The organism is Microcoleus sp. AR_TQ3_B6 (assembly GCF_036702785.1).
In the GTDB taxonomy this organism is placed as follows: Bacteria; Cyanobacteriota; Cyanobacteriia; order Cyanobacteriales; family Microcoleaceae; genus Microcoleus.
Genome location: NZ_JAUBVJ010000004.1, coordinates 14,395 through 31,717, shown reverse-complemented (window position 1 = coordinate 31,717; position 17,323 = coordinate 14,395). Strand labels below are relative to the sequence as shown.

9 protein-coding genes are annotated in these 17,323 nt (G+C 43.8%); 4 read left to right on the top strand and 5 right to left on the bottom strand.

From position 1 onward, the window contains the following. Positions 1-43: 43 nt before the first annotated feature. Positions 44-5,557 carry an ATP-binding sensor histidine kinase gene (locus QUB56_RS03380; RefSeq protein WP_332953174.1) on the bottom strand — a complete coding sequence of 1,838 codons (5,514 nt, stop codon included), beginning with the start codon at positions 5,555-5,557 and terminating at the stop codon, positions 44-46. A gap of 513 nt (positions 5,558-6,070) precedes the next feature. On the opposite strand from QUB56_RS03380, the gene QUB56_RS03375 reads away from it, so the two are divergent. The 4 genes from QUB56_RS03375 (at position 6,071) to QUB56_RS03360 (ending at position 8,927) form a co-directional block, all read left to right on the top strand. Next, a complete protein-coding gene (locus tag QUB56_RS03375; RefSeq protein ID WP_332953173.1) occupies positions 6,071-6,952 on the top strand; it encodes a Cof-type HAD-IIB family hydrolase in 882 nt (293 codons plus the stop codon). A 468-nt stretch (positions 6,953-7,420) separates the two neighbouring features. Next, complete coding sequence (locus QUB56_RS03370; RefSeq protein ID WP_332953171.1) at positions 7,421-7,600, top strand: hypothetical protein; 180 nt, start codon at positions 7,421-7,423, stop codon at positions 7,598-7,600. 165 nt (positions 7,601-7,765) lie between these two features. After that, the gene (locus tag QUB56_RS03365) at positions 7,766-8,581 is read left to right on the top strand and encodes a transposase (protein ID WP_332953170.1); all 816 of its coding nucleotides are present in this window, start codon (positions 7,766-7,768) and stop codon (positions 8,579-8,581) included. After that, the gene (locus tag QUB56_RS03360) at positions 8,571-8,927 is read left to right on the top strand and encodes a transposase (protein WP_332953167.1); all 357 of its coding nucleotides are present in this window, start codon (positions 8,571-8,573) and stop codon (positions 8,925-8,927) included. The genes QUB56_RS03365 and QUB56_RS03360 overlap by 11 nt, the downstream gene beginning before the upstream one ends. 89 nt (positions 8,928-9,016) lie before the next feature. On the opposite strand, the gene QUB56_RS03355 is transcribed toward QUB56_RS03360, so the two are convergent. From QUB56_RS03355 to QUB56_RS03340, 4 genes are all read right to left on the bottom strand, one after another. Further along, the gene (locus tag QUB56_RS03355; protein ID WP_332953164.1) at positions 9,017-9,907 is read right to left on the bottom strand and encodes an alpha/beta fold hydrolase; all 891 of its coding nucleotides are present in this window, start codon (positions 9,905-9,907) and stop codon (positions 9,017-9,019) included. Positions 9,908-10,149: 242 nt separating this feature from the next. Beyond that, positions 10,150-10,275: a hypothetical protein gene (locus tag QUB56_RS03350; RefSeq protein ID WP_332953161.1), complete on the bottom strand. Its 126-nt coding sequence runs from the start codon at positions 10,273-10,275 to the stop codon at positions 10,150-10,152. 17 nt (positions 10,276-10,292) lie between these two features. Further along, a complete protein-coding gene (locus QUB56_RS03345) occupies positions 10,293-12,320 on the bottom strand; it encodes an adenylate/guanylate cyclase domain-containing protein (protein ID WP_332953158.1) in 2,028 nt (675 codons plus the stop codon). Then, positions 12,286-16,983 carry a response regulator gene (locus QUB56_RS03340; protein ID WP_332953155.1) on the bottom strand — a complete coding sequence of 1,566 codons (4,698 nt, stop codon included), beginning with the start codon at positions 16,981-16,983 and terminating at the stop codon, positions 12,286-12,288. The genes QUB56_RS03345 and QUB56_RS03340 overlap by 35 nt, the downstream gene beginning before the upstream one ends. Between the last annotated feature and the right edge of the window lie 340 nt (positions 16,984-17,323).

Genomic DNA, 17,323 nt, shown 5'->3' with positions numbered 1-17,323 from the left:
ATCCTCCTAAATACAACTTATATTTATGCTGGCTGTATAATAACTAATTGCTCATTTTAGCGGGAAATTCAATTATAAATCTTGTGCCTTTTTGGGCTTGACTTTCACAGCGAATAGTGCCTTTTAGTTTTTGAGTAACAAGGTTATAAATAATGTGCATTCCCAATCCCGTGCCGCCCTGAGCTCTTTTGGTAGTAAAAAACGGTTCAAAAATTTTACTGAGATTTTCTGGGGCAATTCCTTTGCCGTTATCGGCATATTCAAATATTAGGCGATCGCCCTGTAGTTGGAAATCAAAGGTCAGAATTCCTGCGTCTTCTCTATCGTAAGCGTGAATTAGGGAATTCAAGACCAGATTTGTCACAATTTGACACAGCACTCCTGGGTAACTGTTGAGTACAATATTTTCATCGCACTTAATCTCTATTTTGTGTTTAGTTCTTTTGAGTTTGGCACTTAAGGATATCAAAATTTCCTCTAGATAGTTTTTTAAGTTAAACGTTCGTTTTAATTCGCTCGACTGATCTACTGCCACTTCTTTAAAACTGTGAATCAATTCTGCCGCCCGGGTCAGGTTGGATAAGATCATATTACTGCTTTGCATGGCGGTATCCAGAAACTTTTCTAACTCAGAGCGTTTAATTTGGCCATTGGTGTAAAGCTCAACAAATTTTGTGACTTTTTCAGCGAGCAGGGAGGCGGCGGTGATGCCGATGCCGATGGGAGTATTGATTTCGTGGGCAACACCTGCAACCAACCCTCCGAGGGCGGCCATTTTTTCCGATTCTACCAATTTATTTTGGGCGGATTTTAAGTGCTCTAAAGTTTGGGAGAGAGCGGAGGTACGCTGCTGTACTAAATTTTCTAGATTCTGATTGAATTGGTGCAAATTGGCGTAAAGTTGGGCGTTTTCGATCGAGATAGAAATTTGAGAAGACAGCAGTTTTAATATTTCTAACCGATCTGGGGTAAAAGCGCCTGTAGTCAGATTGTTTTCTAAATATATAATGCCGCTGAGTTTGCCTTGATGGATTAAAGGAGTGCAAAGAATTGATTTAGGTTGAACACCATTGATATAGGGTGTGCGAGTAAATTGTCCTTCGCGGGCGGCATCGTTTAAAACTACGCTTTCCTGGGTACGAATGACGTAGTTGACAACTGCAACTGCCAGCAAAGTTACTTCTCGATCCTCGGCTCCAAAATCTATAGGAATTGATTGCATGACAGTAACGCTATCGACATCTACAGATCCTGATGCTTCAATCACCCATTGACCGTCTTTTTCTAGTATTAAAAAGCCTGTTTGCCCCCCGGCATTTTCAATAACAATCTTCATCAGTTTTGCCAGCAGTTTGTCTAGAACTATTTCGCCAGCCAAGGTTTGCGATGCTTTCACTGCTGTTGTCAAGTCTAGCACGCCTGAACTGTCGCTCGTAGTGGAAGCGCTACTGGTAGATTTGTGAGTTTCGATATTAGTTGAAATCGAGGCTGAAGTTAGCAACTTCGAGTATTTTGATTCTAAATGCGCTGCTTTGGCTTTTGCTCCCCAGCGCTGATAGCAATAATGCGCCTCTGTCAAGTAAGTTTTAGCGATTTTTGATCGTCCTATGGATAGATAAAATGCTCCGGCTAATTCTGCTGCAAGTGCTTGTACCTGTATGTATCCGTTTTCTTGTGCGCCTTGAATTGCGCAGTCGTAATATTCCATTGCACTCACAATGTTGCCCAAGACTCGCTCTTTTTCTGCGGCGATCAAGTCGCATTTGTGCTGAAGGTTCATCGGGGCAAAAAACGCTTTTTTTTGCAGGTTTTTTAGGTGACCTGTCGCGTAATAAAGATGCTCTTCTTGTTCTTCCTTCGTTGCAGATGGATATGCTGCTAGTCGCGCCAGAGCATCGTAAAAATGGAATTCAGGAACATTAATAAAGCCCACAATTCCGTCTAAATAAACTTCAGCTTGCGCTGCATTTTCTAGCGCTTGCTCGATATTTCCAAATAAATACGCTAATATTAATTTTTGTAAATAAAAGTGCTGGAGTCCTACCCGATCGTTAACTTTTAACAGCAGTGGCAACAATTTTTCTTCGCTGTAAGCTTCACCTAATAAAATTTCAGAAGTTGCTAAGTTTCCCATTAATTGCAAAACTGTTTGCCAATATATTTGATTCCAAGTCAATACCGTTTCTTGCTTGAGTTGAGACAGCAAATGGTTATAATTTGCCATTTTTTGTTTGAGTTGTGGCAATTCTTGACCGATGAAATACAAAGAGTGACAAATATTTACTGCAGAATATCCGATACCTTCTAAATCACCATTTTCTAGCGCGCTTTGATAGGCTTCCTCTAACAGCGGTAAAGTGTCTTTAACGTGATGCTTGCCGTGCATCCAAATGAATGCTACTAAATTAAGCGTCTTGCTTTTAAACTCTACAGCATTTAATTTAGCGAGCAAATCTAAAGCTAATTGCCCGAAGCGGTCTGCCGAGTCAAGATCTCTAAATATTCCTTTTAAAATAGCTCCGTAATGAGCATAACCGAAGGCTGAAAAAGCAGAATTTCCGTAGTTAATAGATAAATTAACTTGCTCACATACAATCAGGGGCAGCAGCAAAGGTTCAACTATAAGCGTAGCTGAAAACATACTGGAAAGCACGCGCATTGTTGCTAATTTGCGCGGATTTATCACGATCGGCAAGTTAATTAAATCTTCTATATTTTTTTCGGTAAAATAAGCGGCGGTTTGGGTCAATGCTTCCTCAATGTGGAGGGGACTAGGCGCTTCGGGAAAGTTTATTCCTAACATTTTTAGTGCTTGCCGACCAATTTTTACCGATTTTTGGAGTTGGGTTTGCATCGCACAAGCTGTGATTCTGATTTCAAAAACTTTGATTTTATCTAGTTCATTTTTTGCGTGTTGCAGGACAATTTCTGCCCATTTTTCCATTTGTTCAAACTCCGTATTCAGGTAAGCTGCTTCTGCCGCTGACTCGTAGAGTGCAAGAGTTAATTCGTAGTCAGTTTGCCAACTTTCCGGGGGAAGCAGTTCAATACCTGCGGTTAAATATTTGACGGCGAGTTCGTAAGCTCCACTTGCTTTTGCTTGGCGGCCTGCCATTAAATTTAATTGGCACAATTGAAATATTTCTAATTCACTGCTGATGATTTCTTTGCCTGCATTTAGTTGGTTAACAGTCTCAAAAATCTGCTTTTCTAATTGCTCTGGATGGGCACTTTGCAGCAGATATCTGCCGATTTTGAGATGAATTTCTTGTTTGTGAGAGTCGGATATTAAAGCGTAAGCTGCTTGCTGCACTCGCTCGTGCAAAAATTTGTAAGTCGCACCAGCAGCATCACCAACTGGTAGGGACAGTTCATCTGTAAAGTCTCTAGATATTTGGTCTATTAATTCTGTGTTGGCTGCTAGTGCAATCGGAATTTTGTAGGCGTTATTTACGGGCAAAATCAGGCCGGACTGAAGTGCTTCCCAGAGGTCGGTTGCTGCGGAAGCTAGAGGTTTTTCGCTGATAGTCGAGAGAATTCCTAAATCAAATTTGTTGCCGATACAAGCAGCTAATTTGAGCATTTCTTGGGTATTCTCTGAAAGTTTATGAATGTTGTCTATCATTAATTCTACAACATTGTCAGTTATTCCCATTTCTTTTATTTGCTCGATATCCCACTGCCACTCGCCTTTGGGTTGGCATTTGTTCACAAATCGTTCTGGGATTTTTTGGGTACAGTCAGAATGATTAGGTTCGGTTCGCTCGACGGAATTTTGCGATGGTTTAAATTTAAACAGGAGCAATTTTTTTGAGTAAAGAGACTTCATAAATTGACTCAAAAAAAATGGATTTCCTGCGGTTTGTTTGAAGAGCAATTCTGCTAAAGTTAGCGACTTTTCTGGTGCGCAGTTCAGAGTGTCGGCAACGAATTGATTGACGCTGTTAATATCTAAAGGCGAAAGGGCGATCGCGCTCACAGTCACGCCTGCTTGGGAAATTGCTTCTGCAGTCAGCATTACGGGATGATTTGCATCTACTTCCTGTTCTCGATAGGCTCCAATTATTAATAAGCATTGAATTTCGAGGTCAGTTGCTAGCAGTTGTATTAACTTGAGTGATGCTGAATCGACCCACTGCAAATTGTCGAGGAATATTACCAGCGGGTGTTTTTTTTGAGTAAAGACGCGGATAAATTTTTGAAATACTAAATTAAAGCGATTTTGAGATTCATTTGCTCCTAAATCTGGCACTGGGGGTTGCGGCCCGACAATCAGTTCTACTTCGGGAATAACGTCAATAATTACTTGGCAGTGGCCGCCGAGGGCCTTTAATATTTTTTCTCTCCAAACTTGGAGTTGGGTGGCAGTTTCTGTGAGGATTTGCCGCAACAATTCTTGAAAAGCTTGGAGCAAAAAACCGTAGGGAATATCGCGCTTAAATTGCTCAAATTTGCTGTCAATAAAATACCCGTTTTCCTGCACTATCGGCTTAAAGAGTTCATAGGCTAAGCAGGATTTGCCCAGACCGGCAGAACCGGAAATCAGGACGATTTCTGTATTTCCTCGCCTGATGCGATCGAAGGTACTCAGCAGCAGATTAACTTCGGCTTCTCGCCCGTAAAGTTTTTGGGAAATTTGCAGGTGACTTAATTGATCTTGCTCGCCGAGGGTGATGTGAGAAATTTCGCCCGTTGTTTGGAGTTGAGCAAGAAAATTTTCTAAGTCCCACGCAAGTCCGAAAGCACTTTGATACCTATCTTCGGCGGTTTTTGCTAAGAGTTTCATTACGAGATCGGAAACGACTTGAGGAATCTCGCCGATTTCTGCTTGATTGATTCTACTTTCTATTTTCTGCTTTCTCTTCTTATAAGGAGAAACTGGCTTTTTGGCAATATGGCAGTGTACTAATTCCATTGGATCGATCGCATAAAAAGGCAATTCGCCGCACAGCATTTCATAAAAAGTGACGCCTAAAGAATAAAAATCGGTACGGTAGTCGATCGCCCGATTCATGCGTCCGGTTTGTTCGGGAGACATATAGGCGAGGGTTCCTTCGAGTAAATTGGGATGGCTGAGGGCTTGATTTTCGCCTGGTAGCAGCGAGGCGATCGCAAAATCAGCAATTTTGATATCTCCTGTCTCGATATTGACAATAATATTGCTGGGTTTAATATCTTTGTGGATGATGTGGTGTTCGTGGAGTTGCCCGATAGTTTCTGCTAGTTTTATGCCAATCTGCAGAAATTGTTGTAACTCTAGCTGGTTGTTGCTGAGAAAGTCTTTTAGAGAAATGCCGCCAAAATCTTCTAACACTAAAACCGGAAAGTGATTGTATTTTTCTATTTTGTAAAGCTTGAATGTTCCTGGTAAATTCAAACTTTTAAGGATTTCGGATTCGTGCAGGAGTTGAGCTATTTGCGCTGGGGTAGGGTAGGGCGACGTGAGAGTTTTGAGGATAACGGGTTTTTGTTCCTTAAGCTGCATCCCTCGATAAATAGCTGCGTGAGAGTTTGTATAAAGTTCTCTGTCAATGCGGTATCCCGGAATGGTAATCATAACGATTTTAGATTTTAGATTTTAGATTGAAGATTGAAGATTGAAAATTGAAGTTTTGAGATTTGAGATTGAAAATTTGAAATTTTCGATTGAAGATTTGAGATTTGAGATTTGAGATTGAAGAAGTGAAAATGAATGATGACATAATGGTTTAGATATGGCCTCCAGTTGCAGGATTTTATGAAAGTGGTCTACTTAAGTAAGTGGGAATACATAACGCAGGTAGAGGGCGGTTATTACGCCAGTTTACGGGCGGCTCTTAGGGATATTAAGTAAGTGGTTGCAAATAAACATTAGATGGGTCGGGCGGGTTTTGTAGCAGTATGCTGGCTTGTATCTTGTGATATTAGCTAAACCCGCCCCTCCGGGCCCATCCTCGCTCTTATTGATTTTGGCGCTTACTTACTTATATATATCTTAGTCTTCAAAAAATCCTAAGGCACACTTTGCTATCCCGGCAGTGCCAAAATAAACTGGTGCGTGCAAATCAACAGCTAAAATCTAAAAACAATCATGCAGAATATAACTGCCTCAAATCCAGCGACTGCGGCCGATCGCGCTTTTGGCACCGCAGAGATTAAACTACTGGTACTAGATATCGACGGCACGATCGCAGGTTTGTCAAATGACATCCGAGAATCCGTCAAGCAGGCAATTTTGGCTGCAGAGTCGCGGGGAGTGAAAGTGGCCATCGCTACGGGCAGGATGTACCGATCGGCTTTGCGTTTTCACCGCGACATCGGCTCAACATTGCCGCTGATTTGCTACCAGGGCGCCTGGATTCAAGATCCGGCTACTCAAAAGCGGCTCAGGCATTTGCCGCTATCGAAACAAACTGCTCTGCGACTGTTAGATTCTTTGGAAGAACCGCATTTGCGATCGCTCCTTTCGATCCATTTCTACATTGACGACAAACTTTACGTGCCGGAAATTACCGAAGCTACCCGACTTTATGCCGAACGATCGGGCATTGAACCAATTGTGATTAAAGATTTGCGGCGAGATATTCCGGGGGAACCGACGAAAGTTTTAGCTTTGTGCCAGAATCCCGAGGTACTCGACGGCTTGCTCAGCAGTATGCGGCTGCGCTACACGCCTGCGGAGCTTTATTTGACTCGATCGGTTGCTACTTTTTTTGAAGCTACGCATCCTTTGGCGAATAAGGGAGAGGCCGTGCAGTATTTAGCGGAGGAATTTTTGGGTTGGCAGGCGGCGAACGTGATGGCGATCGGCGACAATTTTAATGATCTAGAAATGATTGCCTACGCGGGTGTGGGCGTGGCGATGGGCAATGCTCCTGATGGCGTGAAGGCTAGTGCTAATTGGGTGGCGCCGGATGTGGAGGAAGACGGGGTGGCTGCTGCGATCGAACATTTTGTTTTGGGCGATCGTTGATATTTCTAGCACAAATACTGCAGGGGCGGGTTTGCCGACATCTGGAAAAAATCTAGATAAATCCGCCCCGACTCATCCACTCTTTACTATATAACTGTCTAGTTTTGAGTTCTCTGCAATCAAGTTTTGATTAGAAAAAAAAATCCACACTTTCGGATTTTTTGAGTTCAAGTCCAGTCAATTACTTTTTTTGCAGCATCAGAAGATTGATTTAACGAACCGCTTTCGACGCGTTAGCGAAGCGGCGCGTTAGCGCTAGAACGCTAAGGAAGAAATGAAGAAGGCGGGGCGGGCTTACAGATATTCTGGATGTGAATTATAGATAATTTAAAACTCTTAAAAATGCCTTTCAACAGAAAAAGCACCGACGACTGGCCGTGTTTCGTCTCGGTGCTTCTTCTGGTTCGCTCCTCACACGTCCATCAATATAGCTGACTCACTCAATTGTGTCAATACTTTTTACAAAAATTGTTTTTTGAGTCGGCTGCTGCGGGCGGGCCGGTGCGGTGGAGTGAGGCAAAACTTTTGCACTGCAAGGGTTTGACTCGATCGCCCAAGGGGGGCATCGAGCGGAAAAATTTTACCTATCACAGCAAGAAGGCTCACACTGTACCTGTATGGTCAGTGCCCTTGATGAATTGCGCGTGAGGCTTCCGGTGAGCGTCAGCCTCACCGTTGACGACAGTCCTCTGACCAATGCGATAGCGAGGTTCTCTGACAGGTCAGGTCCCAAACGAGCAAAATATTTGTTGTGAGTTGACATATTTTTAATTTAGGTTACCATGAATATGTAAACACGGTAAGGTCGATGCCATGTACAGAGCACTGAAAATCAGAATTTATCCTACCGACGAGCAGGAATCCTACTTGGCTCAATGTTTTGGCAATACTCGATGGTTGTGGAATTATATGCTCAATGCCACTACTACCGCGTATAAAGAAACTAGGAAAGATCTTGTCTTCGCTGCGACGGACAAGTTGCTTCCTGGTTTGAAAAAGAAATATGAATGGTTAGGACTGGCTTATAGTCAGGTCTTACAACGAGTAACATTCAATCTTTCAAGCGCGTTTGTAAACTTTTTTGAAGGAGGGGCTAATTTTCCTAGATTCAAATCTAAACATGGTAAGCAATCGCTCCAATATCCCCAAAATGTGAAACTAATGCCACAGGATTCTGTAATCAAGTTTCCTGGTAATTTGGGGTTAATGAAAACCGTGTTTCACCAAGACATTCCTGATGCTAAATTCACGACTGTAACAAGATCGAGAAATTCAGATGGTAGGTATTATGCTTCTATTCTTTTTAACCAAGAAGATACGGCCGTAGTCGCAATTAGAGAAGCTATCGGTGTGGATTTGGGGTTGAAAAACTTTGCTATAACTTCAGAGGGTTCAAAATACAACCTACCTAAGAAGCAATTGGCTAAGCTAGAAAGGAATAGAAAACGCAAACAAAAGAAATTAGCCCAAAAGACGGGTAAAACATCTAACAAGCGTCGCAAAGCTAAACTTTTGGTTGCCAAAGTCTATAGTAAAACAGCTAGAGTAAGGGAAGACTTTCTCGCGCGTGCTATCTCGCAAGATAGCACACGAAAACCAAGTTATTTGTGTAGAAGATTTGGGAGTTAAAAATCTGGTTAAAAATCCCAACTTGGCAAAAGCAATATCAGACCAAGCATGGGGAATTTTTCTAACCATGCTTAAGTACAAAGCCGAAAGATTGGGTCACACATACCAAGAAATAGGGCGGTTTTTCCCATCTTCTCAACTTTGTAGCGAGACTATACTACCAATCCCAATACTGCAAAAAGGATGTGATTCATTGGGTGTAAGACTTGTAGATTTTCCTCACTGTCTGCATCAGCATGATAGAGATATCAACGCTGCAAAAAATATTAAAAACGAAGGCTTGCGAGTTTTGGCGTTAGGAACTAGCGCTTCTGCCCTTGGAGGGGAGGTAAGACCAAAGTCATGACTGACGTAAAAAATCCATGAAGGCTGAGGCAATCCCCGTTGAATTGGGAAGCCCACACCCTATCTGTACTCAGATGGGTGTTGGGTAGTTCACTTCACTTCCACCAGCCAGTCCAAAATCAGAGCGTTGACTTCACTGGGCCGCTCGTCGTGGGGACAGTGGCCCGTGTTGGGAATTGAAACAAATTTCACTGGTTTACCCTTGGCGGCCAATTGTTGATAAATCTGGCTGCCGGCGATGGGGGTCCAGGGGTCGTCTGCGCCCCAAAGTACCAATAACGGGCGATCGACTTTGGGCAGCAGTTCTGAGGGTTGAGGGCCTGCTGGGGCTGTGAGTATGGAGGCAAACACTTGTTGAGCTCCGGGCTCGCAGGAGGGGGCGTGCAGGAGTTCTACGAGTTCGTCGGTGATGGCTTCGTGGTTGCTGTAGACTTGGCGCAGGGTGTTGCGGATGCGGTGTTTTTGGCGGATGTTGTTGAATACAAACGGGCCGATCAGGGGCGATCGAACTAATTTACTAAAACTCCCCATCACTACTCGCAGCGGGAAATTCAGTTCCTCCGGCCGGTGGTTGAGCCCGCCAGCACAGTTGATTAAGACACCGCCGGCTGATATTTCTGGATGGTTGGCGACTACCATCAAACTCAGCAAAGCGCCGATCGAATTCCCGACAAATACAGCCGGTTCCTGTACCAGATCCGCCGAGAAATCTGTCAGCAATTCTTCCCACAATTCCAGAGTGTAATCTAGGGCTGGTTTGGCGGAAGCACCGAATCCCAGCAAGTCCAGAGCAAATACACGATAGCCGCCGGCCGCGAGTACGGGGATATTTTGCCGCCAATGTCCGATCGAAGCCCCAAATCCGTGAATCAAGATCACAGGGCGGCCGGTTCCTTGGACGGTATATTGGATTTTGTGACCTTTCCAAGTCCAAATTAGCTTTTCAAAACTCGTTGCAGATACTAATTGTTGTGCTGTCACGGCTCTCAATGTAAATTTTCGTTAACTTATTTTATCATAGCAGCACAAACCCCCTCCCGGGCGGACTAGGAGTTATAGCCTTTCTCAAATAGATGAGGTACAAGTTGAGATTTTAGATTTTAGATTTTAGATTTTAGATTGGGGGATTGGGGAATTGTTAATTAATTCGTGAATACCTCATCTTTCCGAGAACCGCTATACACCCCAAAAGAACATTGAACTCTTGAGAATTGTGCAAGATATCAGGTTAAATAAATAAACATACTTCCTTCTTTCTTCCCCCTTCTTCCTTCTTCCTGACATCCGTTAAATCCGTTACAGAATCCGTTGCCGAACTTCCTTCTTCCTTCCCGATTACCGATTCCCAATTCCCAATTCCTAATTTTTACTTTTTTTCTAGCAACCAATAAGTCATCATATTCCCCTTACCTTTTACCGGAATCACGCCTCGCCTCTCAAACAAATACTTATCTTTCAAAAGCTCATAAGTAACATCAGTAACTTGAATTCTGCCGGCATTCCCCGTAGCTTCCATCCTCGCCGCTACATTCACCGTATCTCCCCACAAATCATAGGTGAACTTGCTCACACCAATTACTCCCGCCACCACCGGCCCGGAATTGATGCCGACGCGAATTGCCAGTTTTTCCCCTGTGTCGGCGGACAACTTTGCTATTTTTGCCTGCATTCCCAGGGCCATTTGGGCGATCGCCTCGGCGTGGTCATCTCTCGGCATAGGCAATCCCCCGACTACCATGTAAGCATCGCCAATAGTCTTAATTTTCTCCACACCGTACTTTTCAGCTAACTGGTCGAAGTGGGAAAAAATTACGTTCAAGCGCTTTACCAACTCCGTCGGAGACATTCTAGCAGACAACTCAGTAAAGCCAACAATATCAGCAAATAAAACACTTACCTCGCCAAAACTGTCGGCAATTGTACTTTGCTGCGCCTTCAAGCGTTCTGCTATTGGTTTGGGCAAAATATTTAACAGCAACTTCTCGCTTTGTTCCTGTTGAACTTTGAGCGCTTCTTGCGCTAATTTGCGCTCAGTAATGTCAGAAACAGTACCCTCATAGTAGAGCAGCTCACCTTTTGCATCTCGAACAGCCCGGACATTTTCTGACACCCAAATCCGGCGCCCGTCTTTGCGGCATACCATAGATTCAAACCCCGAAACGGCATTGTTAGCCTCCATAGCAGCCACGAATTCGAGGCGGCGTTCCGCGTCAACGTACAGTTGCTGAGAAATATTTTTAATGTCGGACATCAGTTCTTCTGGCGAGTCGTAACCGTACAATTTTGCCAAAGCTGGATTAGCGCTGATATAGCCTCCTGAAGGTGTGCTTTGAAAAATGCCTGCAATCGCATTTTCTACAATGCTGTGATATTTCTCTTGAGCAATGCGCAGCAATTCTTCTGCTTGTTTGCGCTGAATCAAAGAACCTAATTGAGTGGCGACTGCATTAAAAATGTCTATAAATCGCGCGTCTTTCCGACAAGACGCAATCTTAAAAAAAACTAGCACTGCCAATACTTCATCGCCTACCAAAATCGGCACGCCAAAACCCGCTTTAAATCCGATTTCTAGTGCTATTTCACTTTGAAGAAAATCCGGGTAGCCCTGGGAAATATCTTCTACCCATTCCGGTTGCTTGGATGCCCAAACTCGTCCCGGTAGCCCTATATTCCTGGCAAATGTCAGTTGTTCGCTTTGGCTGCGGAACGAATCCATCCCCGCGTTGCTGGCATACCAGCCCGGGGCAGATTGCAGCACAGTTCCTTCTGCATCGGGAATCCAAGCTTCTCCTACATCCCATCGGATTGTTTTGCCAACTTGGTGCAGAATTACTTCTAAAGCTGAGTGAAAGTCTACAGCTTCGCCGATCGCCCGCGTAGTTTCCAGCAAAAACCGGATTGATTCTTCAGCCCGCTGCCGTTCTGCGATTTCTTGCTGCAATCTAGAATTGCGATCGTGCAGTTCCCTAGCTTGCAGTTGCAGTTGGGATTGCAGCAAACGAAGCGAAAGTTGGTTTTGGACGCGGGCTAAGACTTCTTCTATTTGAAACGGCTTAGTAATATAATCTACTCCTCCTACTTCAAAAGCTTTAACTTTTTCCATCACGTCATCTAGCGCACTAATAAAAATTACCGGAATATCTTTAGTTTTTTCACTTAACTTTAACTTCTCACAAACTTGATAGCCGTTCATTTTCGGCATATTAATATCTAGTAAAATTAGATCCGGAGGAGATATTTCCGCCCCTTGCAGAGCCAGTTGTCCGTTAATAGCCTTTCTGACATGATACCCGTAACAGGTCAGCATAGTGGATAAAAGTCGCAAGTTGTCCGGCATATCGTCAACGATCAGAATGTCTTTAGGTTCTGCTGGTAATGGAAGGTCGTTCATCATAATATAATTGAGTTAAATCTATAATGATATCTATCCGAAAATTATCGACTAAATCTGTTAAAGCCTTAGCGAGATTTGCCTTAGTTTCGGGAATTTGCTCGATGAGTTCGAGGATGCGGTTGTCGTCAACGCAGAGTGCTGCTCGGTGCAACTCGATTACCCAGTCTGCGGGCATTACACTCAAATCCTCGGTGGTCAAACTTTTAAGCAACCTCGGTGCACAAAAAGAAGTAGAGGAGTTTTCTTCCTCATAAATATAACGCAGGTTCAGGTGCTCCGCGATCTTTTCAAAGAGTACCTCTTCCCGAAACGGTTTATAGATCAAATCGTTACAACCAGCAGACAAAATTCTCTGCCGCTGCTCGTCAAAAGCACTAGCCGTCAGGGCAATAATTATTGTTTCTCTACCTTCTAGAGTTTGCTTGATCTGTCTTGTCGCTTCGTACCCATCCATCACTGGCATCAGCATATCCATTAAGATCAGGTGCGGCTTCCAACTTGACTGCAAAGCAATTCCTTCTTGACCGTTAGTTGCTTCGCGGACGTCAAATCCCAGCGGTACGAGGAGCTTAACCAGCAGTTGGCGATTTTCCGCTACATCTTCAACTATTAATATCCGATAAGTTTGTTGTCCGGCTTCTAAAGCAATAACTTGTTTAACCGCCGATTTTTCTGGTTCGTCACTTTCTGTTACTAAGTTAACGTAGATATTAAATCTGAAAGTTGTGCCTTTATCGATTTGACTTTCAACAGCAATATCACCTCCCATAATCCGGACAAACTGTTGGCTGATCGGCAATCCGAGACCAGTTCCCTGCATTGATTTGCGACCTGTTTCGGTTTGTACGAAGGGCTTGAATAATGTAGAGATTTCCGAGGGGGAAATGCCGGACCCAGTGTCGGCAATTTCAAAATACAATTGGGATTTGTTTTCTGATGTGGCGTTTTTTTCTACTTGGCTGCTGACGCGCAAAGTCACGGTTCCCTGTTGAGTAAATTTAATCGCATTGCCGAGCAGATTAATTAAAACTTGCCGCAATTTAGCTTCGTCTGTTTGAATGTAATCCGGCAAATAGTCGGTAGTTTCAAAAATTAGGCGCAAACCTTTTGAGTTGGCTTTTAGTTCCAGCATTTCTTTGATACTGTTGAGAAGGTTGTAGAGATTGAAGCGGCTTTCATTCATGGTTATTTGACCTGCTTCTATTTTGGACATTGACAAAACATCATTGATCAGTTCCAGCAAATGTTCGCCGCTGCGGTTGATAATTTCTATGTATTCTTTTTGTTCTTCCGTGATAGCACTATTGCGAGCCATGACTTGAGAAAAACCGAGAATGGCGTTGAGAGGCGTGCGGAGTTCGTGGCTCATGGCAGCGAGAAATTGGCTTTTAGCGCGGTTGGCAACTTCGGCGTTTTCTTTGGATTTCCTCAGTTCCATTGACTGCCTTTGAGTGCGGGCGAGCAATTCCGCTTGCTGTAATGCTACTCCTAGCTGGGTGCTTACATCAACTGCAACGTTGATTTCAGCTTCGCTCCACTGGCGGGAACCTGAATTTTGATAGGATCCTAGTAATCCCCAGAGCTTTTTGCCGGAAAAAATTGGCACAATAATGTAGGATTTAGCTTGAAATTTTTCGAGCAATTGGATGTAACAATTCTCGAAGCCCTGCTTGTAAATGTCTGGGACACAAAGGTAAGGTGTACCTCTGCTGTAGGCTCCGCCTTTGGTTTCTTGCAAATAGGTATCGCATACTCGTGAGGTGCTATCTAAGTTGGGAACGGCGCAAAGTTCGCTGTCTAAAGCGCCGTCAGTAAAGTGAGAATCGATCTCCTGTTCTTGGACTAAAGAAACCCACTTGGGGTCACGGGATTCGGCTACAAATTCGCCGCTCCAGTCTGGATTGAAACGATAAATGGCGACTCGATCGCACTTCATGGTTTGGCGCACTTCTCGGGTTGTGGCCTGAAAAATTTCTCGGATATCTAAAGTCTGCCGCATTCTTTCAATGATGCGGGCGATCGCTCTTTGTCGTAAAGCACTTTCTTGCAGTTCGGTTTCTGCTTGCTTGCGTTCTGTAATATCTACAGCCATTAATGCAATGCCGATCGCTGTACCGTTATCATCAATTAGCTGAGTATTGTACCACTCGCAGGTGATAATTCTACCGTCTTTGGTTTTATTTTCGGAAGTGCCGCTGGAGTTGGCGTTCGGGCCGTGATTGAAAATCTCAGAGACTTGCTGGTGGTAGCTTTCAGGTACGATCAAATCGGAGGCGACTCGACCTATCGCTTCTTGCTCGCTGTAGCCAAAAATAGTAACTGCCGCGGGATTCCAAGTGATAATTTCTAAATTGAGGTTTAACTCGATAACTGCGATCGGCGTTTGCTGCAATAAAAATGAGATTCTTTGCTGCGATGCTAGCAGTTTCTCTTCGGCTAATTTGCGGTCTGTGATGTCATTAGCGGTGCCGAGAACTTGTTTGGGTCTACCATCAGTTGTTCTGACAAATACTGTATCCCAACTGTGCATCCACCGCCATTCACCGTTTTTGTGTTTCATTCGGTATTGACATTCAATGACATCGCCGTCTTTGGCTTGCTCCAATTTTTGAACCCTTGCCAAAAAGTCTGACAAATCCTCGGGGTTGAGCAGGGTGGACATGATTGCTTGACCCATATCTTGTATTTCTCCGGCGGTGTATCCGAGCATCGTCGAAATTTGCCGGTTGCTGTAGACATTCCGCTGTTCAATTACATCGTAAACGTACAATAAGTTGGGATTGAAATCGGCGATCGCTTGAATGAAGTGCTGGCTTTCTCTGAGTGCGGATTCGGTTTGTTTGCGAAGGCTAATATCTCGCCCTACGATAATCACTGAATCTGGAGTAAGCGGAGAAACTTTAGCGTCGATGCAAACTTCGCGCTCTCCGAGATTCAAGCTATATTCAATATTGATGCTTTGCTTCGTTCTTAGAACTTGTTGGATGGCATTTAATACCAAATCTGCCACAGGTTTCGGCAAGACTTCGTGGGCGGTTTTGTTAATCATCTCGCTTGGAGGTTTCACCAAAAGCGCCGTTGCTGTCGGGGCGATTTTGATGCAGCGCCCTTCTGCATTTCTCACTAAAACTGTGTCAGTCATGGCGGCAAAAATAGCCCGCAATTCTGTTTCAGATTCTTGCAGAGCTTGCTCAGCGCAGATGCGGGTGCGGATTTCTGCTTGCAGCAGTTTATTTTGCCGATCGAGCTCCTGAAGCCGGTTTTTTTCTCGCTCAATCAGTTTAGCTTGAGCGATCGCAATCCCTACTTGAGCGGCCACAGCTTCTAACAAGTCGATTTCATCGGATGTCCATGAACGGTAGCGATCGCACTGGTGCAAACAGATAGCGCCGTTTGCCCTGCCTTGGTAGTCCGTGCGAATTGCCAGCATCGATTTCAACCCAACCTTGTGGCAAATCGGTTGAACAGCCTGCAAAAGAGGGTCTGAGTAAACATTGTTGGAGGCGATCGCCCGATCTTGTATCATCATTTGTACGACGTGAGGATTGCCCCAAATTGGAACGGGTACGTTCCCAATAGATTCGCACTCCGATCCGAGATACTCTGCCGCCAGAGGAATATGGGCTTGGGGGGTAGTAACGTAAGTATGAATCAAACAGCGATTGACGCAGAATGCCTGACCGATTTGAGTTGCAGCTATTTGAAATATTTGTTCGGGCTGCAAGCTTGAGCGAATTTCTTGAGTTATTTTTGCAATCAGCAATTCTCGCTGAACTTGCCGTTCTAAAGCTGCTTTGGCTGTGGCCATTTCTATTTCTGCTTGCTTGCGATCGCTGATATCAAAAAGTACGCCATACCAAACAATATCGCCATTCTCGCGCATTTCTGGTCGAGAATTAGATTGCAGCCATTTGAGTTTCCCCGACGGCGTAACAATCCGCCATTCCCAGGCAAAAGGTTCTAAACTTCGAGCGCTAGCAGCAATTTGTTCTTCCAGATATTGTCGATCGTCGGGATGATTTTGAACTAAGCACAAATCCGGATTTTCCAATATCTCCTCACTTTCTAATTCGTAAATCTCCCGACAAGCAGAACTAATATATTCAAATTTGAAACTTCCCTCGGGCTTCTTTATAAATTGATAAATAACTCCCGGTATACTGACCGCCAATTTCTGCAACCGCGCTTGGCTTTCCCGGAGTGATTTTTCTGTCTGCTTGCGAAATTTTACCTCTCGTTGCAGTTTGGCATTCTGCTGTTTTAATTTTTTCGATAGCTGTTGTATAGTCAATTGACTTTCGATCCGCACTAAAACTTCTTCCACTTGAAAAGGCTTAGTAATGTAGTCAGCACCGCCGACTTCAAAAGCTTTGACTTTGTGAGAAATTTCATTATAACCGCTCAAGAAAATCACCGGAATTTCCCTAGTTTTTTCGTTACCCTTCAGTCTTTCGCAGACTTCGTAGCCGTTCATTTTGGGCATGGCAGTATCTAGCAAAATCAAGTCTGGGAGAACGGTGAAATTAGCATTTACCGCCATTTCTCCCGAAACCGCCCCCTGAACTTTATACCCTTCTTGCGTCAAAATATTTGATATAAACCGGAGGTGGTCAGGCAGATTATCAATAATTAAAATGTGAATATTTTCTTTTTCAAATATCATTTTTTGTCTTGCCCTTATGAATTTTCTAGTGCTAGCAGCAGAGTAATGATTTAATAGGTATAGGCATGGTATTCCCGATCAAATCATTTATCAAACCTTTTTAACCTCAGCAAACAGAGGATTAATTTTAGATCTTAGCCCAGCGACTAACGCACCTTCTATTCGTCCAACTTTTTGGCTGCTTGTTTTAAGTTCGCCACTCAAATCCACCGCATTTTTATCATATTTTATTGCAAAAATAAATTTCCTTATTCGCTGCAAAAATTAAGTATGCCGAAAAAAAATCAGGACTTAGGTACTCCAGACCAAAGAAGTCGGTTTTTTTTAACTCTGTTCCAGG

What these genes read in the sequence shown, in the direction of transcription:
- QUB56_RS03345 (WP_332953158.1), bottom strand. Translation starts at nt 12,320, where the DNA reads ATGATGAACGACCTTCCATTACCAGCAGAACCTAAAGACATTCTGATC.
- QUB56_RS03365 (WP_332953170.1), top strand. Translation starts at nt 7,766, where the DNA reads ATGTACAGAGCACTGAAAATCAGAATTTATCCTACCGACGAGCAGGAA.
- QUB56_RS03340 (WP_332953155.1), bottom strand. Translation starts at nt 16,983, where the DNA reads ATGATATTTGAAAAAGAAAATATTCACATTTTAATTATTGATAATCTG.
- QUB56_RS03380 (WP_332953174.1), bottom strand. Translation starts at nt 5,557, where the DNA reads ATGATTACCATTCCGGGATACCGCATTGACAGAGAACTTTATACAAAC.
- QUB56_RS03375 (WP_332953173.1), top strand. Translation starts at nt 6,071, where the DNA reads ATGCAGAATATAACTGCCTCAAATCCAGCGACTGCGGCCGATCGCGCT.